The sequence below is a fragment of the Fusobacterium ulcerans ATCC 49185 genome, assembly GCF_900683735.1.
In the GTDB taxonomy this organism is placed as follows: domain Bacteria; phylum Fusobacteriota; class Fusobacteriia; order Fusobacteriales; family Fusobacteriaceae; genus Fusobacterium_A; species Fusobacterium_A ulcerans_A.
On record NZ_LR215979.1, the window covers coordinates 1491685 to 1517193 of the forward strand.

20 protein-coding genes and 1 riboswitch are annotated in these 25509 nt (G+C 33.7%); of the genes, 3 read left to right on the forward strand and 17 right to left on the reverse strand.

Annotated features, from left to right (window positions below; translation table 11 throughout):
• Window positions 1–14: 14 nt before the first annotated feature.
• The 8 genes from E0E45_RS06725 to E0E45_RS06760 all read right to left on the reverse strand — a co-directional run bounded on the left by E0E45_RS06725 (window position 15) and on the right by E0E45_RS06760 (window position 11758).
• Complete coding sequence (locus E0E45_RS06725; RefSeq protein WP_130890462.1) at window positions 15–3740, reverse strand: phosphoribosylformylglycinamidine synthase; 3726 nt, start codon at window positions 3738–3740, stop codon at window positions 15–17.
• A 51-nt stretch (window positions 3741–3791) separates the two neighbouring features.
• Window positions 3792–5456 (reverse strand): formate--tetrahydrofolate ligase, encoded by a 1665-nt coding sequence (locus E0E45_RS06730; RefSeq protein WP_130890463.1) that lies wholly within the window; start codon window positions 5454–5456, stop codon window positions 3792–3794.
• A gap of 257 nt (window positions 5457–5713) precedes the next feature.
• Window positions 5714–5811: riboswitch (purine riboswitch) on the reverse strand.
• A 91-nt stretch (window positions 5812–5902) separates the two neighbouring features.
• Entirely contained in the window at window positions 5903–6352 is a 450-nt protein-coding gene (gene aroQ, locus E0E45_RS06735; RefSeq protein ID WP_130890464.1) for a type II 3-dehydroquinate dehydratase, read from the reverse strand.
• Between the two features lie 14 nt (window positions 6353–6366).
• Window positions 6367–7185, reverse strand: a complete 819-nt coding sequence (aroE, locus tag E0E45_RS06740) for a shikimate dehydrogenase (protein ID WP_130890465.1) — start codon at window positions 7183–7185, stop codon at window positions 6367–6369.
• A gap of 168 nt (window positions 7186–7353) precedes the next feature.
• Entirely contained in the window at window positions 7354–8346 is a 993-nt protein-coding gene (locus E0E45_RS06745) for a tripartite tricarboxylate transporter substrate binding protein (RefSeq protein WP_130890466.1), read from the reverse strand.
• Window positions 8347–8371: 25 nt separating this feature from the next.
• Window positions 8372–9880: a tripartite tricarboxylate transporter permease gene (locus E0E45_RS06750; RefSeq protein ID WP_130890467.1), complete on the reverse strand. Its 1509-nt coding sequence runs from the start codon at window positions 9878–9880 to the stop codon at window positions 8372–8374.
• A gap of 22 nt (window positions 9881–9902) precedes the next feature.
• Window positions 9903–10388: a tripartite tricarboxylate transporter TctB family protein gene (locus E0E45_RS06755; RefSeq protein WP_130890468.1), complete on the reverse strand. Its 486-nt coding sequence runs from the start codon at window positions 10386–10388 to the stop codon at window positions 9903–9905.
• 14 nt (window positions 10389–10402) lie between these two features.
• On the reverse strand, window positions 10403–11758 hold the full coding sequence (locus tag E0E45_RS06760; protein WP_130890469.1) for a glucarate dehydratase family protein: 1356 nt from the start codon (window positions 11756–11758) through the stop codon (window positions 10403–10405).
• Window positions 11759–12184: 426 nt separating this feature from the next.
• On the opposite strand from E0E45_RS06760, the gene nhaC reads away from it, so the two are divergent.
• From nhaC to E0E45_RS06775, 3 genes are all read left to right on the forward strand, one after another.
• Window positions 12185–13567 (forward strand): Na+/H+ antiporter NhaC, encoded by a 1383-nt coding sequence (nhaC, locus tag E0E45_RS06765; RefSeq protein ID WP_130890470.1) that lies wholly within the window; start codon window positions 12185–12187, stop codon window positions 13565–13567.
• Between the two features lie 33 nt (window positions 13568–13600).
• On the forward strand, window positions 13601–14485 hold the full coding sequence (locus E0E45_RS06770; RefSeq protein ID WP_118186794.1) for an MBL fold metallo-hydrolase: 885 nt from the start codon (window positions 13601–13603) through the stop codon (window positions 14483–14485).
• Between the two features lie 127 nt (window positions 14486–14612).
• Window positions 14613–15314: a Crp/Fnr family transcriptional regulator gene (locus tag E0E45_RS06775; RefSeq protein ID WP_118186793.1), complete on the forward strand. Its 702-nt coding sequence runs from the start codon at window positions 14613–14615 to the stop codon at window positions 15312–15314.
• 121 nt (window positions 15315–15435) lie between these two features.
• Here the strand turns inward: E0E45_RS06775 and E0E45_RS06780 are convergent, their stop codons facing one another.
• Genes E0E45_RS06780 through E0E45_RS06820 form a run of 9 tightly spaced genes read right to left on the reverse strand, consistent with a single transcriptional unit; the run spans window position 15436 to window position 25492 of the window.
• Window positions 15436–16551, reverse strand: a complete 1116-nt coding sequence (locus tag E0E45_RS06780) for a M20 family metallopeptidase (protein ID WP_130890471.1) — start codon at window positions 16549–16551, stop codon at window positions 15436–15438.
• A 29-nt stretch (window positions 16552–16580) separates the two neighbouring features.
• Window positions 16581–17948 carry a C4-dicarboxylate transporter DcuC gene (gene dcuC / locus E0E45_RS06785; RefSeq protein WP_130890472.1) on the reverse strand — a complete coding sequence of 456 codons (1368 nt, stop codon included), beginning with the start codon at window positions 17946–17948 and terminating at the stop codon, window positions 16581–16583.
• Between the two features lie 19 nt (window positions 17949–17967).
• Window positions 17968–19578, reverse strand: a complete 1611-nt coding sequence (locus E0E45_RS06790; RefSeq protein ID WP_096402918.1) for an FAD-binding protein — start codon at window positions 19576–19578, stop codon at window positions 17968–17970.
• 22 nt (window positions 19579–19600) lie between these two features.
• A complete protein-coding gene (locus E0E45_RS06795; RefSeq protein ID WP_130890473.1) occupies window positions 19601–20281 on the reverse strand; it encodes a 4Fe-4S dicluster domain-containing protein in 681 nt (226 codons plus the stop codon).
• 32 nt (window positions 20282–20313) lie between these two features.
• On the reverse strand, window positions 20314–21174 hold the full coding sequence (locus E0E45_RS06800; RefSeq protein WP_096402919.1) for an FAD/NAD(P)-binding protein: 861 nt from the start codon (window positions 21172–21174) through the stop codon (window positions 20314–20316).
• A 1-nt stretch (window position 21175) separates the two neighbouring features.
• Entirely contained in the window at window positions 21176–22204 is a 1029-nt protein-coding gene (locus tag E0E45_RS06805) for a 4Fe-4S dicluster domain-containing protein (protein ID WP_130890474.1), read from the reverse strand.
• Window positions 22204–23079, reverse strand: a complete 876-nt coding sequence (locus E0E45_RS06810; RefSeq protein WP_130890475.1) for a 4Fe-4S dicluster domain-containing protein — start codon at window positions 23077–23079, stop codon at window positions 22204–22206. Before E0E45_RS06810 ends, E0E45_RS06805 begins: the two co-directional genes overlap by 1 nt.
• Window positions 23070–23519, reverse strand: coding sequence for a hydrogenase iron-sulfur subunit (locus E0E45_RS06815; protein WP_005977828.1), 450 nt, complete (start codon window positions 23517–23519; stop codon window positions 23070–23072). The genes E0E45_RS06810 and E0E45_RS06815 overlap by 10 nt, the downstream gene beginning before the upstream one ends.
• A complete protein-coding gene (locus tag E0E45_RS06820; RefSeq protein ID WP_130890476.1) occupies window positions 23507–25492 on the reverse strand; it encodes a CoB--CoM heterodisulfide reductase iron-sulfur subunit A family protein in 1986 nt (661 codons plus the stop codon). Before E0E45_RS06820 ends, E0E45_RS06815 begins: the two co-directional genes overlap by 13 nt.
• Between the last annotated feature and the right edge of the window lie 17 nt (window positions 25493–25509).

Consider the following 25509-nt stretch of genomic DNA (forward strand, 5'->3'; position numbering starts at 1 on the left):
AAAATATTTAAATTCTATTTAAAGTATTTAACTCCATTTTCAAATATCTTTTGTTCTTTGTTTCCAGTGATATTTTTGAAAATATTTTTACCTGCTCTTTCAGAATGTCCCATTTTACCAAATACTTTACCATCTATTGAAGTGATTCCTTCTATAGCACATGTAGAGGCATTAGGATTAAATCTAAACTCATTAGTAGGAATTCCATCAAGATTTACATATTGAGTTGCTACTTGTCCATTTTCAAATAGTTTTTTGATAACTTCATCATTGGCGAAGAATCTTCCCTCTCCATGTGATACAGCTATTTCAAATTCCTCTCCAGTTTCAATTCCTGCTAGCCATGGTGATTTATTTGAAGTAACTTTTGTTTTTACCATTTGAGAAACGTGTCTACCTATCTTGTTGAATGTAAGAGTTGGAGAATTTTCAGTAACTTTTCCAATTTCTCCATATGGCAGAAGTCCTGATTTTACAAGAGCTTGGAATCCATTACAAATACCTAGTATCAATCCATCTCTTTCTAGGAATTTGGCTATTGCTTCTGCTATCTTAGGATTTGTAAGTACAGTTGCAATGAATTTTCCTGATCCATCAGGCTCATCTCCAGAACTAAATCCTCCTGGAAACATAAGTATTTGTGAATTATTTATCTCTTTTACCATTTTTTCAATTGAATCATTGATATAATCTTGAGTTATATTTCTAAATAAAAGTATGTTCGCCTCTGCTCCAGCTTTTTCAAATACTCTAGCTGAATCATATTCACAGTTAGTTCCTGGAAATGCTGGCACTAATACTCTTGGTTTGGCAATTTTATTTTTACATACTATTATTTCTTTCTTTTCATATGGTGTCCAGATGTAATTTTCTACTTTTTCTATTGTTTTGTGTGGGAATACTGGGAATAGTTTATCCAACCATACTTTTTCTCCTTCAGTCATGCAGATTTCTTTATCCCCAACTACTATCTTGTACTCTTTTATTGTTTCTCCCAACAGCTCTACATTTTTACCTGTAAGCTCTTTAGAAGTTTCTACTACAAATGTTCCATATCCTAACTTGAACAACTCTTCTCCAAGATCAGCTATTTTAGCTCCAACTCTGTTTCCTAGAGTCATTTTACTTACAGCTTCAGCTATTCCACCTCTTTTTAAAGTCATTGCTGACAGGATAGTTCCATTTTTAATATTTTCATATACAAACTCGAAGTTTTCTTTAAGTTCATCTATATTTGGCATATAGTTATCAAGCATATGATGTCTTATTAAGTATATTTTATTTCCAGCAGCTTTAAATTCTGGTGATATAACAACACTTGCTTTTACAGGAGTTACTGCAAAAGATATAAGTGTAGGTGGCACATGAATATCATTGAACGTTCCACTCATTGAGTCTTTTCCACCAATAGCTGGAATTCCAAATCCTCTTTGTGCTTCTATAGTTCCTAACAATGCTGAAAATGGTTTTCCCCAGTTCATTGGGTTTTGTCCAAGCTTTTGGAAGTATTCTTGGAATGAAAGTCTTACAGACTTGTAATCTGCTCCCACTGCAACTAATTTAGCAAGAGATTCAACTACTGCATAAGCTCCTCCATGGAATTGCGACCAAGATGAAAGCACAGGGTCATATCCCCAAGTAATAGCAGAAGCTGTATCAGTTTCTCCTTTTAATAGAGGTATTTTCTGTACACTTACATCAGTAGGAGTCATTTGATATTTTCCACCAAATGGCATAAGTACTGTTGTTGCTCCTATTGTAGCATCAAATATCTCCATAAGTCCTTTTTGAGAAGCTACATTTAAAGAAGAAAGCATATTCATCCATTTGTCTTTGATGTCTGCTCCTTCAAAATTAACTGCATTTAATGGAGTATTTTCTTTTATATCTTCAACTTCTACAGTAGTTTCTTGAGTAACTCCATTAGTATCAAGGAATTCTCTTGAAATATCTACTATTTTCTTACCTTTAAAATTAAGAACAAGTCTGTTGTCGTCTGTTACTACTGCAACTTCTGTTGCCAAAAGGTTTTCTTTTCCTGCAAGCTCCATAAATCTTTCTTTATCTTTAGCTTCAATTACCACTGCCATTCTCTCTTGTGATTCAGAAATAGCAAGTTCAGTGCCACTTAGTCCAAAATATTTAGTAGGAACTACATCAAGATTTATATCAAGTCCAGGAGCTAACTCTCCAATAGCTACTGATACTCCTCCAGCACCAAAGTCATTACATTTTTTTATAAGTCTAGTAACTTCTGGATTTCTGAATAATCTTTGAATTTTTCTCTCTTCTGGTGCATTTCCTTTTTGAACTTCTGCACCACATAATCTCAACGAATCTCCTGTATGCTCTTTAGATGAACCAGTTGCTCCTCCGCAACCATCTCTTCCAGTTTTTCCTCCTAACAGGATAACTATATCCCCTTTAGAAGCATTTTCTCTTCTCACCCAATCAGCTGGTACAGCACCAACTACTGCTCCAACTTCCATTCTTTTTGCTTTGTATCCATCATGATATATTTCACATACATGTCCAGTTGTAAGTCCAATTTGGTTACCATAAGCTGCATATCCACTTGCTGCTCCAGTTGTTATTTTCTTTTGAGGAAGTTTTCCTTGAAGTGTATCTTCAAGTTTTTCCAATGGATTACCAGAGCCTGTAACTCTTATAGCCTGATAAACATATGATCTTCCTGATAATGGGTCTCTTATAGCTCCACCAAGACAAGTAGAAGCTCCTCCAAATGGTTCAATCTCTGTAGGATGGTTATGAGTTTCGTTCTTAAACATAAGAAGCCATTTCTCCATTTGTCCATCTACATCTACATCAATATATACAGAGCAGGCATTGATTTCATCAGATACTTCTAAATCATCAAGTTTTCCGCTTTTTCTCATTTCTTTTCCACAGATAGTTGCCATATCCATAAGAGAGATATATTTCTTTTCAAGTCTCTCTCCATGTACGAACTCTCTTGCTTTTAAGTATTCATCAAAAGCTTTTTGAAGTGTATCTCCAAAAGAAGTTTTTGGGAATACTATATCTTTTATTTTTGTTTCAAATGTAGTATGTCTGCAATGGTCAGACCAGTAAGTATCCAACACTTTTATTTCTGTTTCTGTAGGGTCTCTTTTTTCAGTATTTTTAAAGTATTCCTGAACAAAAGCTACGTCAGCTAATGTCATAGCCAGTCCAAGCTCTTCTCTGAAAGATTTTAATTCATCCATGTTGTAGTTTATGAATCCAGTGAAAACAGGTACATCTTGTGCCTTTTCTCCTTCTTCTATCTCTAATTTAGTAAGATCTTTTTCTCTCATCTCAACTGGGTTGATGTAATATTTTTTAACTTTCTCTATATCTGCTTCTGCTATTTCTCCTTCAAGGATAATAACTCTTCCACTAGTAACAGATACATTTTGATTTTTATCAGATATCAGATTCAAACACTGCATAGCTGAGTCGGCTCTCTGGTCAAACTGTCCTGGTAAAAATTCTACTGCAAAATATTTTGCCCCTTTAGTATCAAGAGTTTCAGTTACAGTATCAGTAACTATTTCTGAGAATATAAGCTTTTTAGCTTCTGCTAATTCAGCAGCTTCAATATTAAATACATCATAACAATTAAGAAGTCTTACTTTTGAAAGTTTTAGATCTTGAAAACTTTCTTTTAATTCATTTTCTAATCTCTTAGCCTCTAAATCAAATCCAGCTTTCTTTTCAACATAAATACGATAGTTCATCGTGCCCCCTGCGATTATATTTTATTATTAATTTTTTTACTTTCAGTTAAATTAGAATAGTCCATCTATTTTTCCATTTTCATCAATATCTATAGATTCAGCTGCTGGTTTTTTAGGTAGTCCAGGCATATCTATTATATCTCCAGCCATAGCTACTATAAATCCTGCTCCAGCTGATATTCTTAATTCTTTTACAGATACTGTAAATCCAGTAGGTCTTCCTAAAAGTGCTGCATTATCTGATAATGATTTTTGAGTTTTTGACATACACACTGGAAGTTTTCCATATCCTAGTTCATCTATAGTTTTAAGCATTTTCTTAGCAGGCCCAGTAAATTCTACTCCATCTGCCCCATATATTTCTTTTGCTATTTTTTCTATTTTTTCTTTTATACTCATATCTAAATCATATAGTGGAGTATAGTTGTCAGTTCCTTTTTCTAATTGAGCAAGAACTTCCTGAGCAAGAGCGATTCCTCCCTCTCCTCCTTTAGCCCACACTTCACAGAGAGCCACAGGTACACCAAATTCTCTGCAGTGCTTATCAACAAATTCAAGTTCTTTTTCAGTATCGCTTACAAATCTATTGATGGCAACAACTACTGGTAAATTATATTTTTTCATATTTTCTATGTGTTTATCTAAATTTGCTATTCCTTTTTCTAATGCTTCAAGATTTTCTTCTGAAAGCTCTTTAGCTCCACCATGATGCTTTAAAGCTCTTACAGTTGCTACTACTACTACACAATTAGGAGTAAGTCCACCTTTTCTGCATTTTATATCAAGGAATTTTTCTGCTCCAAGATCAGCAGCAAATCCAGCTTCAGTTATTGTATAATCAGAAAGTTTAAGTGCAAGTTTAGTAGCTAAGATTGAGTTGCATCCATGAGCTATATTTGCAAAAGGTCCTCCATGAATAAATACTGGTGTATTTTCCAACGTCTGTACAAGGTTGGGTTTGATAGCTTCTTTAAGAAGTGCTGTAATAGCTCCTTCTATTTTAAGATCTCCTACTTTTAGAGCTTTTCCATCTCTTGCATAACCAAATACCATACTTCTTATTTTATCTTTAAGATCTGAAAGTGATGTAGCAAGACATAAGGCTGCCATTATTTCAGATGCAACAGTGATTTGGAATGAACTTTCTCTAGGAATTCCGTTAGCCTTTCCTCCAAGTCCTATCACTATATTTCTAAGTGCTCTGTCATTCATATCCAGAACTCTTTTCCATGTTATTTTTGTAAGATCTATATCCAAAACATTTCCAGAATTGATATGATTGTCTATACAAGCTGCTATAAGATTATGAGCAACTCCAATAGCATGAAGATCTCCTGTAAAATGTAAGTTTATATCTTCCATAGGTATAACTTGTGAATATCCTCCTCCAGTAGCTCCACCTTTCATTCCAAATACTGGCCCCAATGAAGGTTCTCTAAGAGCAGCTATAGAAGATTTCCCAAGTTTGTTAAGTGCTTGTGTAAGTCCAACTGTAACAGTTGATTTACCTTCCCCAGCAGGAGTAGGTGTGATAGCTGTAACTAATACCAGTTTTCCATCTTTTTTATTCTCTAGGTTTTTAAGTACTTTCAAATCTACCTTAGCTTTGTATTTCCCGTATTGTTCGATGCTGTCCTCATCAAGTCCTATCTTTTTTGCGATTTCCATAATGTTGACTATTTTAGCTTCCTGTGCAATTTGAATATCAGTTTTCACAAATTTCCTCCCTTGAAATTTTATATAAATAATTAAAAAGGCCTAAGTACACACTCATTCCGTTAAGTGCACACTTAGACCTTTGTTTTATTCTCAGTTTGATTTACTATATTATTTCTATTCTGTCCGATTTTCTTTTTTATTCTTTTATGAGATAACATAGTATAATCCTCCTTTAAATTGCTTTTACTACTTCATTTCAAATACTATTTTAGATGAAGTAAATCTTTTTTTCAAAAAATCAAAAAACAAAGATTATCTATGTTTACTTCACCCATAGCAGCTATTTTAAGGTTAGCCGTAGAAACTCCTGTCCATATCACAGGTATATATGAGTCCTTTATTACCTTACTTTTAGGATATCATATATACTGGATTTTGTCAAAGTAAATGTAACAAAGAGAGAAAAGTTTAATTTACACTACAATAATTATATATTTTGTTTGTTAGTCGAAATTTCGCTCAGATAAACGAACGATTAATCCCTCAATGGCAAGTATGTATCCTTCCTTTCCAAAGCCGCAGATTTGTCCTATACAAGCAGGAGCAGTATATGACTTGTGTCTGAACTCCTCTCTCTGATGGATATTTGAAAGATGAACCTCTACTGTTGGAATATTTATACTTTTGATTGCATCATAAAGAGCTATTGAAGTATGAGTATACGCTCCGGGATTTATAACTATACCATCATATTTTTCAAAATATGCCATTTGAAGCATATTTATCATTTCTCCTTCTATATTACTTTGAAATATATTTATTTCTATATCACAATTATCAAATTTATCCATAATATATTTACATACATTTTGATAATTGTCCTCCCCATATATATTTTTCTCTCTTATACCTAGAAAATTTAAGTTAGGTCCATTTAATATCATTATTTTCATTATATCTCTCCCTATTATCCTATAAAATTATCTGCTAAATAACTATAAAGTTCCTCTCCCAATGAATCATCAAATTTTGTTTCCTGCCATATTTCCTGTGCTTTTACTGCCTGCTCAATAAGCATATAAAGTCCATCAGCACACTGCAGTCCATTTTTTTCAGCTAATTTTAGAAATTCTGTTTTCAATGGATTATAAACTATATCTACTGCTGCTTTAAATCTTTTTATAACCGTTTCATCTATTGGAGAAACTCCAATATTTGGATGCATTCCCACAGGTGTTGCATTTATTACAATATCTCCTTCCAAAAAGTTTTCATAGATAGCTATACTAATATATGGAAATTTTTCCAAAAGATCAGTAAGTTTATTTGAAAGAGTTCTTGATACTACTTTTATACTTTTTGCTCCCAGAGTATGAAGAGCTGTTATTACAGACTTGGCTGCTCCTCCAGTTCCCAATACTACACATTCTCTGTTTTTTATCGCTATATCTCCTCTTTCCAACAACCTTATAAATCCATAATAGTCACTGTTATATCCATAGCTTTTTCCATCTTTTACTTTAAGAACATTTACAGCTCCTATTTTTTCTGCCTCTTCAGATAAAAAATCTATTTTTGAAAGAAGTGTTTCTTTATATGGGATAGTTATATTAACTCCTTCTATTCCCATTATCTTCATCCCCTCTATTATATTTTCAGCATTGCTTTTCTCTACCTCATAGAGAGAATAATATCCTTTTATTTCATATCTTTCAAATATATATTGATGAATGACAGGAGAAAGTGAATGCCCAAGCTTCTCTCCTATAAGTCCATAAGTCTTCATATTCTTACCCCTTTGTTTTCTATTTTAAATTCATTATAGCATAACTGCACCATAAAAAAAAGAGCAGCTAAAAGCATTTTAAAACTTTTCTTACCAGAAAGATTACCTCTCACTGATTTTCAAATTTCTAAAGTTTAATCTAGCTTTTTGCCACTCTATTTATCAACATTATTTCGTTGTATTTCTTAATACATCTTTATATTGCATATATTCATCTTCTATTTTTTGCAAGTATGCTTTTGCTTCCTCTGTAGTTAATATCTTTGCCTGCTGGCTGAATCCTATTTTCAATTTTTCAGCATATTCAGGTGTTCCAACCACTTTTTCTGCAATTTCGCTCATTTTAGCTACTATTGCTGGATCAGTTCCTTTTGGGAAAGCTATAATATATGGATTATTCATTTCCATATCTACTCCACTTTCTTTGGCTGTTGGTACATCTCCCAAATAAGGATTTCTCTCTCCATTGTATTGAGCCAAAGCTACCATATCACCATTTTGTACATAATCTTTTATACTTCCATAAGCTATAGATGCTACATCTATTCTTCCACCTAAGAGATTTGTAACTTTTTCAGATGTTGAACCTATATCTGCAAGTTTTAATTTTACTCCTGTTTTATCTTGAAGAATCAGTACTTGTAAATGTGAGAATCCTCCAAATTCTGTTCCATATATAATACTTTCAGGGTTAGCCTGACTTTTTTCTATAAGATCTTTTAATGAAGTGATTCCTGACTGTTTACTTGCTACTAATACTGATCCTCCATCTATTGCTGGAATACATGCTACATCAAATTCTTTAAAATCATAATCTGATATTCCAGATACATAATTTACTACCATTGGACCTGAGTGAGTAAACAGAGCTTTGTACCCATTCGCAGGTGTTGCTTTTATACTTTCTGTAGCTGCCAACCCAGAAGCTCCAGGCATGTTAGTTACCACTAGTGGTTTTTTAGTTTCTTTTTCAAAGAACTCTCCAAATGTTCTAGCATTAAAGTCTGTATCTCCTCCAGCTGATGCATGAAGAACTACTTCCACTGGTTTATTTGGCCATACTGCTGCTGCATCTTTTCCACCATCTTTTTTTCCTCCACAACCAGATAATATAGTTGCAGCACACAATCCCATTAAAAATATTTTTCCAATTTTTTTCATTTATAACTCCCTCCATTTTATATATTTATGCTGTTTTCATTACTTTGCATTTTTTACAATATCCAAATAACATATATCCCAAATACAGAATAGTTGCTACTAAGAATACACTGGCTATTGGTTTTGAGAAAAAATTCAATATATTATTATCAGAAAGAATAAGTCCTCTTCTCAAATTCTCCTCTGCCATTCTTCCTAAAATAAATCCTATTATAAATGGTGATTGAGGCACTTTAAATTTAACAAATATATATCCTAATATACCAAATACTAGAATAGCTATAACATCAAATGTTCTGCTAGCAAGAGCAAAAGCTCCAACTGTTGTAAATACTATAACAATAGGAAGTAGTATATATTTGGGTACTCTCAACACCTGAGCAAATATTCTCAATCCAAAGAACTCTACTATCAACATAAGGAAAGCTCCTATAAACATAGCTGCAAATATTGCAAATACCAGTGAAGCATTATTTTTAAATAATAATGGACCTGGAACAATACCATGTACCATGAAAGCTCCAAGAAGAACTGCAGTAGCTCCATCTCCTGGTATTCCCAAAGTAAGAAGAGGTATCATTGCTCCTCCTACAGAGGCATTATTTGAAGTTTCAGACGCAACAACACCATCAGGTATTCCAGTTCCAAATTTTTCAGGATATTTAGATCTGCTTTTTATAACATTATATGCAATCAAGTTAGAAGTAGATCCTCCAATACCTGGTATTATTCCTATAACTATTCCAATAACAGAAGCTACCAAAGCATTCCATTTTTGTGCTAAAAAATCTTTTACAGAAAATCCAAATCCTTTTACATCTTTCATATTTACTTCTATTTTTTCCTGTTTAGTGGAAAATTTAATAGTTTCAGATGTAAGAAGTATCTCTGTTATAGCAAAAAGCCCTATCAATACTGTTAAAGTATTAAATCCTCCTACTAACTGAGGACTTCCAAATGTAAATCTTTTTACAGCATCTGTTGGTGACAATCCCACTGTTGCAAATCCTATTCCCATAAATGCTGCAAAGAATGCTTTTGGTAATGAACTTCCTGCCAATGAAGTTATCAATACAATTGCAAACATAGCTATTGCAAAATATTCATGTGGTCCAAACTGTAATGCCACTTTTGCAAGAAGTGGCGAAATAAATACAAGTGCTAAAGTACTCGCTACTGTACCTATAAAACTAAATACTACTCCCATTCCAAGTGCTTCCATAACTCGTCCATTATTTTTCATTGGAAGTCCATCGAAACATGTAGCTATTGATGATGGTGTTCCTGGGATCCCTATCAATATTGCTGAAATAAGTCCTCCAGAAGTTCCCCCAATATATAGTGATATTAAAAAACAAATTCCAACTGCTGGTGACATTGCATATGTAAAGGGCAGTCCTAAAACCAATCCCATTACTGTAGATAATCCTGGTACCGCTCCAAATACTATTCCTACAGCAGTTCCTATCAGCATAAGTATAAGTGTATATGGTTGTAATGCTGTCAACAGCCCTTCTCCAAACAATTCAAACATTTCTTGTCCCCTCCCTTATTTTCTATAAAAATGCATCTAGTAATCCTCCAGGAAGGAAGATGCTGAATCCAAAATAAAATAGATAGTATATTCCCACTGAAAAGAGAAGAGAAATTATCAAATAAACTATTTGATTTTTCTTAACATAGCTTGGCGTCAATATATTCATTTCCAAGAAAAGGAATACAAATGTTGTTATGATGAATCCTATACCAGAATAAAGTAAAATATATAGAGCTATCAAAGCAAATGTACATACTACTGTTTTTGTATCAAAGTCTTTCTTTTCTGCTTCTCCCTTTGGAGTTTTAAGCCCTCTTCCAGTTTGAAGTACTCCAACTGCTATAATCAAGACACTGATAAGTGATGGTACAAATCTTGAATCAAATAATTGTGATCTTGTCCCAGGTATTTGAAGCACTAATATTCCATATACTGTCCCGCATAAAAGCATAATTATTCCTAATATTGTATCTTTACTTTCCCAATTTAAACTTTTGTTACCCATAAATCTCTCCTTCCCTATCTAACCATACAAGGTTTTTTAGAATCATATTTCCAGTCTTTTATTAAATACTGCATTGCCAGTGCATCATCACGATCTCTGAATTTAGCTGGCATTGTTTTATACAGCTCATGAGCTTTCAATAATTTTTCCATATCTATTTCTACTCCAAGCCCTGGCTTGTCAGTTATCTTTATAACTCCATCTTTTATCACAGGAGATTCTTTAGTAATTCCCTGTCCATCCTGCCATATATAATGAGTATCTACAGGTGTAATCTTTCCTGGTGCAGCTGCTGCTACTTGAGCAAATGTTGCCAAAGTTATATCAAAGTGATTGTTTGAGTGTGATCCCCATGTCAATCCCCAATCTTTCAATATATATGCCATTCTTACACTTCCATTTAATGTCCAGAAATGAGGGTCAGCAAGTATTATATCTACTGATTTTAAAGCAGCTGCATGATAGAACTGCCTCCAGTTAGTAGCTATCATATTTGTTGCAACTTTTAACCCAGTAGCATTTTTAAATTCTGCCATTATCTCTCTGCTTGAAAATCCAGCTTCTGGTCCACATGGATCTTCCATATATGCTACTACATTATTTTTATCTTTACATAATCTTATAGCTTCCTCTAAAGTCCATGCTCCATTTGGATCGATATTTACTCTTGCTTCTGGAAAAGCAGCATGAAGAGCCTCCACAGCTTTCATTTCCTCCTCTCCTTTTAATACTCCACCTTTTAATTTAAAATCTTTAAATCCATATCTTTCATAAAGAGCTTTTGCTTGTTCTACTACTCCTTCTGGAGTGAGAGTTTCTTTTCTTCTCACTTCTTCCCATTTGTCTTTACAGTCACTCTCTACCAAATAAGGAAGATCTGTTTTCTTTGTATCAGCTATATAAAATAAATAACCTAGGAAAGGAACTTCTCTTCTCTGAATTCCTCCATCTCCTAATAAAGATGCCATAGGTTTATTTACATATTTTCCTAATAAATCCAGCATAGCACATTCTACAGCAGCTTCAGCCTGAACTACAAATTTCAAATTGCTTATATTCAATCCTTGAAGTCCTTCTCCACTGTCCCCTTTAGCTTTCTGTCCATTCTGTCTTATGTTTGTTATAACCTGTCTATAGTCAGCTATCTCTGCTCCTACTACTATTGGCTTGTAGCTTTCAAGCATTTCTGTTATAGCTTCCCCTCCATGTATTTCCCCAATTCCTTTATTTCCAGTTTCATCTTCCAAAACTACTACATTTCTTGTGAAATATGGTGCATGACATCCACTGAGTGTCAGAAGCATACTATCATATCCTGCTATTGGATATACATCCATTTTTACTACTTTTGGTGTGCCCTTCTTTTCCATAAAATTTTCCTCCAATTATTATAGTTTAATAGGATAAATTCTTAGTTATTAAAACATAATTATCTAATTTCGTATATCGTAACATAATATTTTTTCACAGGATATATTATAAAAAACAAAAATATGCAGTAAAAATTGTCATAAGTAACATAACTATTATTTTTCAGCCTATAATATCCCTTTAATTAATAGTTATTTTATCTGCTAACTAAGATTAATTAAATATAAATTCTTTCTAAAATATAAACTATTACATTATAATATTTTTATACAAAAAATATATATACAATATAATTCGAATTATTTTCAAACAAAATAATTGCATTTGTAGTTTGAACTACATAAAAAAATCAAAAAATATGTTAGCATATAAATATGAAAAATATTAACTTAAGCAAAAACTATAAAAATCAGGAGGAAATGTTTATGAGAAAAAAAGAATTATCTCTGCCCTTAGCCTTGCTTCCAATAATTACAGTGGTATTTTTTGCTCTTATGTCAGTTATGAAATGGGGAGCTGGTATGTATCTTCCTATTATATGCAGCATCATGGTAGCTGTCCTTATAGGAATATATTTAGGCTTCTCATATGATGAATTACAAAAAAGTTTAGTTAAAGGTGTTTCAAGAGCACTACCTGCTTTCTTCATATTGCTCATAGTTGGAACTATAATTGGTTCTTGGATAGTGGGAGGAGTTATTCCAGCATTAATCTATTATAGTCTAAAAATAATCAGCCCTTCAATTTTTGTTCCTGCAGCAGCAGCAGTTACAGGAATAATTGCTATTTCTACTGGTACTTCATTCACTTCAATTGCTACTGTAGGTCTCGCTCTTATGGTTACAGGAATTGGAATGGGATTTCCTCCACCTCTTCTTGCAGGAGCTATAATCTCTGGAGCCTACCTTGGAGATAGTATGTCTCCTCTTTCAGATACTACTAATCTCGCTTCAGCTATGGCTGGATGTGATTTATTTGAATTAATTGGTCATATAATTTTAACAGGAATTCCAGCATTTCTTATTTCTATTGTTATGTTTTATTTTGTAGGTATAAAACATGTTGAATCTATTTCTATAAGTACTGAAGAAATAGCCCTTATTTATAATGGAATTTCACAGTCTTTCAATATTAATCCTCTCCTTTTAGTCTTTCCCATAATAACGATAGTTTTTTCAATAAAGAAATTTCCAGCAGTTCCTTCATTGATAACTATTTCGATTCTTGGTGGAATAAGTGCTTTAGTTCTACAAAAAGCAGATTTCAGACTGGTTTTAAATGCAATGACATTTGGATATAAAAGTAATACTGGTATTCAAATGATAGATAGCCTCCTTTCACGTGGAGGAATAGTTTCAATGGGAAGTACTATTATTCTTATGCTTCTTGCTACTGCTCTTGGAGGTATTTTAGAAAAAGTTGGTTTTTTAAATACAATACTTAAATCTGTTATGAAATTTATAAAAAGTGATGGACAGCTCATACTTCTTACTGTTTTAAGTGGATTTGCAGTTGCTTTTGCTACTGGAGCTCAACTTCTTGCTATTCTCCTTCCTGCAAGGATGTTTGTTCCAGAATTTAAAGCTAGAAATCTTCATCTTAAAAATTTAGCTAGAGTAGCTCAATCAATAGGAGCTATTGGAATTAATCTAGTTCCTTGGAGTGTCCCTTGTATTTTTGCTTCTAATATTTTAGGAGTTGAACCTTCTAAATTTATTCCTTATTTATTCTTTGTATTTATGACTGTAATAATTAATTTAGCATACGGATTTACTGGATTTACAATTACCAAAATTAATAAAAATTAAAATGAACTACAAAATAAAAGGAGTGATATCATTATGAAAATTGAAACTAAAGTTGTTGTTCTTGGAACAGGAACTCCCAATGCAGATCCTGATCGTTCAGGTCCATGTGTAGCTGTAATTGTAGGAGAAAATTCCTATCTTGTTGACTTTGGTCCTGGTCTTGTCAGAAGAGCAGCTCAAGCATATAGACAAGGTATAGATGCTCTAAAGGTTTCTAATCTTAAAAGAGCTTTTCTAACTCATCTCCATTCAGATCATAGTGGAGGATATTCTGATTTAATTCTTTCTCCTTGGGTATTAGAAAGAAATGAACCTTTAAAAGTATTTGGTCCAAAAGGATTAAATGATATGACAACTCATATTCTTGCTGCATACTCAGCTGATATAAATGAGCGTATATTTGGTTTAGAACAGGCAAATAAAGAAGGAATAAAAGTTGAAGTTGATGAAATATCACCAGGAGAAATCTATAAAGATGAATTTGTAACAGTAGAAGCTATTCCTGTTATTCATGGTTCTTTTGAATCTTATGCCTACAAATTTAAAACTCCTGATAAGATTGTAGTAATTTCTGGAGATACATCTCCTTGTGAAAATCTTATCAATGCTGCTAAGGATTGTGATATCCTTGTTCATGAAGTATACTATACACAAGGCGTGCATTCTAGATCTCCACAATGGAAAAAATATCATACATCTGTTCATACCTCTGCTATAGAATTAGGAGAAATAGCTTCTAAAATAAAGCCTAATCTCCTTGTTATGTACCATCAGTTATATATGATAGATACAATAAATGGAAATGATTCTGAACTATCTAATAAAATAGAAGAAGTAGAAAAAGAAATAATGAAAGAAGTCAGAGAAAATTATAAAGGAAATGTAATTTCTGCAAAAGATTTAGGAGTATACGAATAAGAAAATAAAAGCTATAATATATTTGCAAATGACTCAGCAAGTTAGATTAAATTTTATAAATTTAAAAATTATATTTATACTTAATGAGTCATGTGCAATGTATTTCATATAAAAAAGGAAGTGTCTTATGGATAGAAAAAAAGATGATTTATCTGAAGTATCTTTGCTTCCATGGATAAATAATAACCATTCTGCACAAAGCTTAAAAAAGTACATTTCTCTAGCTAAATTTAAAATTTTTAAAAAAGGAGAAATTTTATCAAAGCAAGGTGAAGTATGTAATGAAATTATGTATCTTTCAAAGGGAACTGTTAAAGTATCTCTTATCAACTCAAATGGGATGGAAAAAATTTTCTGGTACAATATAAGTGACAGCCTTATATGTGAGGTTCCTTTTTTTCATGAGTATGAGTCAAATGCTTCCATTGTAGCAGTCACTGATTGTTGTGTTTACAGATTTTCCAGAGAAATATTTCGTGAAATTTTAAAGGGTCATCCTGATATTTATATTGATATGGGAAAAAATATGGCAGAAAAAATAAGAATACTGTGCCATCAAATAGCTGAAATTTCCTTTTCTAAACCTGAAAAGCAAATTTGTAGATTTTTATATTATTTTGCTAAAAAATATGGAAAGAAAAATAGTGAGTTTATCAATATTACTCTTAACATTTCTCATGAAGAAATTGCTTCTATAAATTCTTTGCACAGAGTTACTGTCACAAAAGTTCTTACTATTCTAAAAAAAGAAAATATCTTAAATAGAGATAAAAATGGCAATATAATAATTTATGATATGGAAAATCTAAAAAAATATGCTTCTGATTAAATTAATAAAATTACTACAAATTAATTTTTCACAGAAATATTCTGTGATTTTTTCTGTTTTTTATACAAAAAAGGCTGTCCTAAAACAGCCTTTTCCTAATTTTAAACCCTCTATTCTGTTGTTATATTATCTTTCTATCAATCATTTTTCTAACTACAGCCTTAGCCAAGTTAATTCTTTCTTCAATAGTAGATATGTCTAAATATTCGTTTTTGCTGTGAGCTTCTCCCCCCACAGGACCTACAGCATCAACTACTCCTACACCTAGTACTCCTAAGAAGTTACCATCAGAACATCCTCCAGCTACTTCCCAGTCATATTTTATTCCCATTTCAGCTTTGCTCTCATCAAAAAGATCACGAAGTGTAGCTGATTTATCATTTAGTACTAATGGTGGTCTATATCCAATTTCTTCAAGTTCTATTTTGATTCCCTCAACTAATGGATTTGCTTTTAACTCTTCCATAGTTTTTCTGATAGTTTCAAAGAATTCTACTTGGTGAGATCTTCCTTCAAATTTGATGCAAGCATAATCAGGAACGATATTTACTCCGCTTCCACCTTCTATAAGCCCCACATTAAGTGAATTCTTTATATCCCAGTTATGAAGTTTAGATATTTCAGTTACCCAACGAGAAGCTTCAAGAATAGCATTGATTCCCTCTTGTGGATAGTTTCCTGCATGAGAAGATTTTCCAAAGAACTCAACTTTATATTTTACAAGTCCTTTTCTTTCTATTACAGCATTTCCATTTTTACGAGCTGGTTCAAATACCATTGCATATTTTGCATTCTTCCCTATTTCTTCTATTACAGGTCTTGAATATCGAGAACTGATTTCTTCATCTGTATTCATTACAAGGGCAATAGTAATATCTTCATTTTTGAATTCTTTAGCAACTTCTATCATAGAAAGCACCCCAGATTTCATATCATATACTCCTGCTCCTGTTGCTATATTTCCTTCAAGCTTGTATGACCATGCTGGTACAGTTCCTTTAGGGAATACAGTATCATTATGTCCTAGGAACATAAGGTCTATATCTTCACTATCTCTGTTTTTAGCTACTAATACAGGGTTCTTTCCATCATTTTGAGGATATACTTTAAGTATCCAGTCATTTTCAAGTTCTTTCTTGAAAAATTCTGTAACTTCCTGTACCCCTTCAGGTACATTGCTTCCACAGTCGATGTTTACTAATTTTTCTAAATCTGCTAAATATTTTTTCATATCCATTTCTATGTGTCCCCCTTATTTTTTAAATATTATCCAAATAGAATCATGTTAGTGATAAGAACTGCTAAAAGTCCTCCAATCATTGGAGCAGCTGTTCTTTTTACAACATCAAATGGAGATACTCCAGAGATACCTGCAACTGCAACAATAACTGCAGTAATAGGAGAAATGCTTCTTGCTATTCCTGCTGCTAACTGCATTGGCATTAACATAACAATTGGATTAAGATCAACTGATGCTGCTACTGCTGGTGCTAATGCAGCAAAAGCGAAGAATGGTGCATTTCCAGAACCCATAAGGATAGAAGAAATCGCTATTATTGCAGTCATTACTAGAATCATTGGCTGAGGTCCAAGTCCTGCTGACTTAGTTGAATCAATAAGAGCTGATATAACTCCTATTTTTGTAAGTCCAAGAGCAAAGAATTCTCCAGCTACAATCAGAGTGATAACATTTGCAAATTGACTTCCCATTGCTGTAAACACTATTTTCAATTCAGCAAGAGTACTTTTAAATGCTTTTCTTCTAATACCTTCAATAAGCATACTCAAACCAATACTCATAAACATAGCTTCTACAACATCCACTTTGATACTGCTTCCAGTTAATGGGCTGAACATAAGTATTATAATCAATGGAATAATAGGTAAAAAAGCATAGAACCCAGGAACTTTTCCTTCAGTACCCATTTCTTTTTCAAACTCAGCTTCTTCTTTTGCTTTTTCTACTAAATCCATTTTCTTATCCATAGCTTTATTTACAAAATAATGAATAACTGTAATAACAATAACTGTAACTATTGCCACTGGAATTTGATAATCAACAAAGTATAGAGCTGCATCCATCTCTGCTGTCTTAGAAGCTAGAACAGCATTTCCAGAAGCAGGTCCCAGGTCAAGACAAGCTGATGTTCCTATTACTGCAGTTGCTGCTAGAGGCGATACTCCAAGAGATACAACAATAGGATATACAGTTACCATTAAAAGTACTCCAAGTCCAGATGCACTTGGTATGAATACATTAAGTATTTGACCTACTACATACGATAATGCAAGTACTATATATGGAGAGTTAAGTTTTTGTAGAGGTTTAATAGCAACCTTTACAAGAGCTTTACTCGCTCCTATATGGTCCATGTATTTAGCAAATGCTGATACTATCATGATAGCTATTCCAAGACTTCCTGTAGTCTTGATAAAGTTAGCTTTCAGCTGGGCAAATACATCAAGATAAAGTGATCCTGTTCCACCTTTTGCAAGAATAGGAGTTCCGTTAAAAACCACAGCAGCTAATAAAAGTATAGCTCCCCCAAGCAGTAGAACCCCTTGTGCATAATACTTTTTAACAATAAGATATCCAACTGCCACTATAACCAAAATTGCAACGATAAAATTCATTTTGTTCCCCCTTTATATTTTAGTTTTGTTTATCTGCACCATGTCTGTAACGAGGAAGCAGCATAGGAGATACTCTGTCAGTTTCTACTCCATTTGCTTTTAATGCTTCATGATATTCTGCTATATGATCTAGTGTAAGGTCTTTTACTTCAACCTCTTTACTCTTAGTTCCGGCATTTTTACCAGCTCTACGCCCAAATACTATTATATCTAACAATGAATTTCCCATAAGTCTGTTTCTTCCGTGGATTCCTCCAGCACATTCCCCAGCTACAAATAGGTTTTCTATTTTAGTTTCCCCTTTATCATTGATTAGAAGTCCTCCATTTTGATAATGAAGTGTCGGGTAGATAAGAATTGGTTCTTTTCTCATATCTATTCCAAATTTTTCAAACATCCTAAACATTGCAGGAAGTCTTTTTTCCAATGTTCCTTCTCCATGTATCATGTCGATTAGTGGAGTGTCAAGCCATACTCCAACTTCTCCAGTCGGTGTAGGAATTCCTTTTCCTTTTACATTACATTCATTGATGATAGCAGATGCTTCAATATCTCTTGTTTCCAAGTGATATACAAACTGCTCACCATCTATGTTAAGAGGAGTTGCTCCAAGTCCTCTTACTTTTTCAGTTACTAGAGCACCAAATATTTGTGATGGGAATGCAACTCCTGTAGGGTGATATTGAATAGTATCAGCAAAAGCAAGTTCTGCTCCTACTCTGTATCCTAATACTAGTCCATCAGCTGTTGCCCCATAGTGATTAGAAGTAGGGAATCCATGATAATGAAGTCTTCCTGCTCCTCCTGTAGCCAAGATTACAGTTTTAGCCTTTGCTACTGAGTATTCTTTAGTTTCAAGATTGTATAATACAGCTCCTGCTACTTTTCCATCTGTATCTTTTATAAGTTCTACTGCTGGTGAAAACTCTATTACTTCTACACCTTTATTTCTTACTTCATCTCTAAGTACACGCATTATTTCTGCTCCACTGTAGTCAGCAGCAGCATGCATTCTTTTTCTTGAAGTTCCTCCACCATGCTGTGTATGCATAGTTCCATCCTCTTCCTTATCGAACATTACTCCAAGTTCATTAAGCCATTGGATAGCTCCTGGTGCATCATGTACTAATGCTTTTGCCAGTTCAGGAATATTTGTGAAGTGTCCTCCACCTAATACATCTAGGTAGTGTCTAGCAGGTGAATCATCTGGTTTATCAGCAGCTTGGATTCCTCCCTCAGCCATCATAGTGTTAGCATCTCCAAAACGAAGTTTAGTAGCTATCATTACTTTTGCTCCAGCATTGTGTGCTTCCAGTGCAGCAGCAGCTCCTGCTCCCCCTGCTCCTATTATAAGGACATCTACATCATAGTCTATTCTATTAAGGTCTACTTTATCTAATTCCACTCTGCTTTTTGCTTCTATAAGATCAGCCAGTTCCAAAGGTACTTTATCTCCAGAATTTACTCCAAGATTAAGTGGTCTAAATCCACTTTCCACATAGTCTGGGTGATTATTTCTTAATATTTCTAATTTAGCTTCTGGAGATAATCTTGGAAAATCATGCCCCATTCTGCTTGGACGAGTTGCCTCAACCTTTTTTATTAATTCTCTCATTTCTGCCGTATACATCTATTAAAAACCTCCATTCCTACTATTTAGTGATATCTCTGTGATTGTATAGATCTTTAAGTTCATCTATACTTTTATTCATCATTTCATCTAATTCTGCATCTAATTTTCCAGCATTGATTTCTTCAACTCTTTCAATTAAATGTTTACTCTTAGGAGCTATATGTTTTCCAGTAATACGACGAGCTAAAAGTCCTACATTGTAATGAGTTATTCCAGCAGGACATTTTGATGCACATATTCCACATCCTACACAGTCAAATGATTCATGAGCACATTTCTCAAATTCTCCTCTTTGTGCATATGCGATATACTGCATTACATTGATTCCTTGAGAACATCCTTTTGTACAAGCATTACATCCTATACATTTATAGATTTCAGGATAATTTTCCACCATAGTATCAGCAGATGCTTCCACCTTATCCATATCATAAACTGCTTTTTTTCCTGGGAAGAAAGGAATTTGTGTAAGATACATTCCATCTTCTACTTCACTTTGACAAGCAAGAGTTACTTTAAGTTCACTTTGCCCCTGCACTCTATATACAGTAGCACAAGCTCCACAGAATCCTGATCTGCATCCACAGCTTCTTATAAGCTGATATCCTGCATATTCCATAGAATCCATTATTGTTAGAGTTGAAGGTACAGTATATTTTTTACCTAATATATATATATCAACCATTTTCTTTTCAGCCATTTATCTCTCCTTACTATGATTTTTTCTCAATATTAATATTCATTTGGAAGTTCTAAAATTTCGTCACATCTAAATACTGGGCCATCTTTGCAGACATATTTATCTCCAATGTTGCAACGTCCGCATTTTCCTACACCACATTTCATTTTAAGTTCCAATGTAGTGAATACTTGTTCTTTCTTAAATCCGATTTCTTCCAAACCTTGAAGTACAAATTTGATCATGATTGGAGGTCCACACACAAGAGCAACCTTATTATTGTCAAGTCCAAGCTCTTTTACATAGTTTGGTACAAATCCAACATGTCCATCCCATCCTTCAAATTCTCTGTCTACTGTCAGATGTACATTTGTATCTTTCTGAGCAGGCCATACTTTGAAAATATCATTTTGATGTACTAGATCATCTGGAGTACGTGAACCATAAACGATATCCACTTTTCCATAGTTTTCTCTGTTATCCATTACATAGTTAATAACTGAACGAAGAGGAGCAAGCCCTATCCCTCCAGCTATAAACAGAAGGTCTTTACCTTTCAATACATCTGCTTCTTCTACAGGAAAGTTATTTCCATATGGTCCTCTTATACCAATTTCAGCTCCTTCTTCAAGCTGGTGTATATAGTCAGTTACTATTCCGCATTTTTTTATACTGCACTCCATATAATCTTTTACAGTAGGAGATGAAGTTATAGAAAATATAGCTTCTCCTATTGGAGGAACTGACAGCATAGCACATTGACCTGGCATAAAGTCAAAAGGTTTTCCTCCTTCTGGGCTCTCTATTCTAAATGTAGTAACATCAGGAGTATCTCTTCTGATATTAGTTATTATTGCCACTTTAGGCATTAAAGGATCATTGTCATGATCATGACATCCGCAACCACAACTCATATTATTCCTCCCCCAATCTTTTTATTACTCTTACAATATTTAATCCCACAGGACATTTCTCAACACATCTTCCACATCCTACACAAGAGTACATTCCCTCATGATTTTTTGGATAATATACAAGTTTGTGCATAAATCTTTGTCTTACTCTCTGTAATTGATTGGTTCTTGGATTTCCATGAGCCATACGAGTAAAGTCTGATATCATACAAGAGTCCCAACATCTATATCTTTCTCCAGCATTTCCTCCATCATAATCTTTTACATCATAGCAGTGACAAGTTGGACATACAAATGTACAAGAACCACATGCAAGGCACTTTTTGCTGATATCTCCCCAGAAATCTTCCATATCAAAAAGCTCCTGCTGTTCCTTTGTTATTTTTTTTGGATCAAGTTCTCTTAAAGGAAGTGACTCCATTTTCTCTTTAATTTCTTTTTTTAGTATTTCAAGAGCACTTATATCTTCAGCTTCTTCAAGTATAGAAGATACAGAAGTTGTAAGTTTTTCTCCTTTTTCACTTTTAGTTTCCCATAAGATATAGTCTCCCATATCCCAAGTAACTATATCAGAAGCTGGTGAAGCTTCAGCCGCATCTATTCCAAAAGCACTGCAGAAACAAGTTTCTTCTGGTGAATTACATGCCATAGTTACTATGATTCCTTTTTCTCTATGGGCTCTATAATATGTGTCTACTGGTTCTCTCAGAAATATGTTATCCATTATTTTAAAACTTGCTGCATCACAGTTTCTTACACCAAAAAGTACATAATCTCTTCCCACTACATTTACTGGTGTCAGTTCAAGTTTTTTCCTTGTATTCTTAAATTTTAAATATGTTTCAGTTTGTGGAAAAACAAATTCTTTCACAGATGAATTTGTCTTAAGTACATCTAATCTTACATTTTTATCAACTGTATAACTTCCAAAATTTACAAGAGTACCATTTTCCATTGGAAGAAATAAATCAAAATTATTATTAATAGCTTCCCATAATTCTGGCAATCTGCTTTTTAATACTTTTTTCATTATTTACCTCCTTTTTTTACTGCAAAATTATCTTTATCTTCTAGAGTATATGATACCAATGGTGCTGGAGTTTCAGAATCAAGTCCTGCTTCCCATGTTCCATAAGTTTCATTAATATCTTTTATTATTTTTCTATTTAATAAATCAAGTCTGATATGAGCAGGACATATTCTTGCACATTCTCCACAGTCCACACAGTTTCCAGCTACATGGTAAGCTCTTGTTAAGTGGAAGAATCCATTTTCAGGAGCTACATTAGCTTTTCCTAAAACATTTATCTCATCATTATCAAATACACATTTTACACAACTGCATGCTGGACATATATTACGACAGGCATTACATCTGATACATCTTGAAAATTCATTACTCCAGAATTCATATCTTTCATCAGCAGTCATATTTTCAAGTACTTTTACTTCTCTGAATCTTTCTTCAGGATCAATTTCAGAAGTTATTTCCTCCCCCAGTAATTCATCATATACCACTGGAGTAGGGTGAAGACAAGTTTCACATTTTGTATATTTATTATTTTTAGAATCAACCATTCCACTGCATGGAACTCCCCATATATAAATTTTTTCTCTGTCTATTCTATGGTCTTTTAATAGCTGGTTTAATCCTAATGAATCGCATCCTTTTAAAAATATTCCAATTTTTTCATATTTCTGTGTTTGCTCCATAAGGTATTTGCTCAGGTTATTTATACAGTAAACATCTAATACAAGTTTGTCAGCCTGTTCAGCATCAGTGATGAAAACTGGTATAGATTCAAATGAAAAGTCTCCTTTTTCCCAACCAATTACCATTTGGACTTTATTACTTGAAAGTGCTTCTTTAGCTATTTCTCTAATTTTTTCAGTCATTATTTCCATCTACCATCCCTCAACTTTTTATTTGGTCCAAGTCTATGAACGTTTTCCAATACTTCATTCATTACTGTAGCAAACTTATTTGCTTCTGCAGCTGATATCCAGTCTATTTTGAAACGTTCTTTTTCTATTCCCATATACTCAAGAAGATTGATGAATACAGAGAAACGACGTCTTGTGTAATAGTTTCCTGTTGAGTAGTGACAGTCCCCTGGGTGACATCCTGCAATGACTACTCCATCTGCACCTTTTTGGAAAGCACGGATTATGAAGTTAGTATTTACTCTGCAAGAGCATGGAACACGAATTATTTTTACATTAGCAGGGTAGTTCAATCTGCTTGTCCCTGCTAGATCTGCACCTGCATAACTACACCAGTTACAGCAAAATGCAACTATCAAAGGTTTGAATTCTTCTTTTTCTACTTTTTCTACAGACGACATATTGCATCTACCTCCGCCATAATTTGTTTATTTGAGAATCCTCTAAGGTCAATTGCTCCTGGACGGCAAGATACTGTACATCCTCCACATCCTTGACATAGTGCATCATTTACTGTTGCTACTAATCTTCTTACAACTTTTCCATGATCTCTGATATCAGTCATTTTTAGAGAGATAGCATCATATGGACACATCTGTGCACATTGACCACATCCACTGCATAGGTCAGTATTTACAGAAGATACACAAGGGTTATTTACAAGTTTATCTTTGCAAAGCAGAATTATTGCTTTTGCTGCTGCTGCACTGGCCTGTGCTACTGTTTCAGGAATATCTTTAGGTCCTTGGCAAGCTCCTGCTAAATATATTCCTGCTGAAGCAGTTTCTACTGGTTTAAGTTTTGGATGTGCCTCTGTAAAGAAATTGTTTGTATCTGTACTGATGTTAAGCTTTCTTTTTAAAGCTACTGCATCATCCTTAGCTCTTGTAGCTGCTGCCAGTACTACCATATCAGCATCTATAACAACTGTCTGCCCAGTAAGTGCATCTACACCATTTACCATTAATTTATCCCCTTCTGGGAATACTTTTCCAACCATACCTTTGATATATTGAACTCCATATTCTTCGACTGCTCTTCTTTGGAACTCATCAAAGTTTTTACCAGGCGTTCTCACATCTATATAGAATACATATGCCTCAATATCTGGATATTTATCTCTAAGAAGCATTGCATGTTTTGCTGTATACATACAACAGATTTTTGAACAGTAAGGTTTTCCTCTGTCACTTGTATCTCTTGAACCAACACATTGTACAAAAACTACTTTTTTAGGTTTTGTATGATCTGAAGGTTTAAGGAATTTTCCATGAGTAGGTCCTGCTGCATTTGTAAGTCTTTCAAATTCCAGCGAAGTTATTACATTAGGGTGAGAATAATTATATTCACCTAACTTCTCAAGATTGATAAGGTCATATCCAGTAGCTACTACTATAGCTCCATATTTTTCTTCAATAATTTCATCTTTTTGAGTAAAATCTATGGCTTTTGCCATACAAAGTTTTTCACAGATCCCGCATTTTCCAGTTGCCATTTTTATACATTGAGTACTATCGATTACTGGTACATTAGGTACTGCCTGTGCAAATGCTTTATATATAGCTCCTCTTTTAGTTAGATTTTCTTCAAATTCATTTCCTGCTTTTCTTGAAGGACATTTTTCAACACAGATTCCACACCCTGTACATTTATCCATATCTACATAACGAGCTTTTTTCTTTATAGATACTGTAAAGTTTCCTACATAACCATTTACAGCTTCTATTTCACTGTATGTGTGTAAAGTGATGTTTGGATGCATAGAAGCATCAACCATCTTAGGTGTCAAAATACATGCTGAACAGTCAAGTGTAGGGAATGTCTTATCTAACTGAGCCATTTTTCCACCTATACTTGGCTGCTTCTCAACTATATCTACTTTGAATCCAGCATCAGCTATATCAAGTGCTGTCTGTATACCAGCAATTCCCCCTCCAATTACTAATGCTCTTTTTTCTACTCCACTCTCTCCAGATACCAATGGAGCATTAAGAATAGCTTTTGCCACAGCAGCTTTTACAAGTGCTATTGCTTTTTCTGTTCCCTGCTCTTTATCTTTGTGTACCCATGAACAGTGTTCTCTTATATTTGCTATCTCAACAAGATATGGATTCAATCCAGCTTTTGCAGCTGCATTACGAAATGTTGTTTCATGCATTCTAGGAGAACATGAAGCAACTACTACTCTATCTAGGTTATGCTCTTTTATAGCATCCTTTAATAAATTTTGCCCTATCTCTGAGCACATATATTGATAATTTGTTGAATAAACTACTCCAGGAATATCTTTTGCTACTTCAGATACTCTTTCTACATCTACAGTACCTGCTATATTATTCCCACACCAACAAACAAAAACTCCAACTCTTTGCAATCTCTTTCCTCCTCACA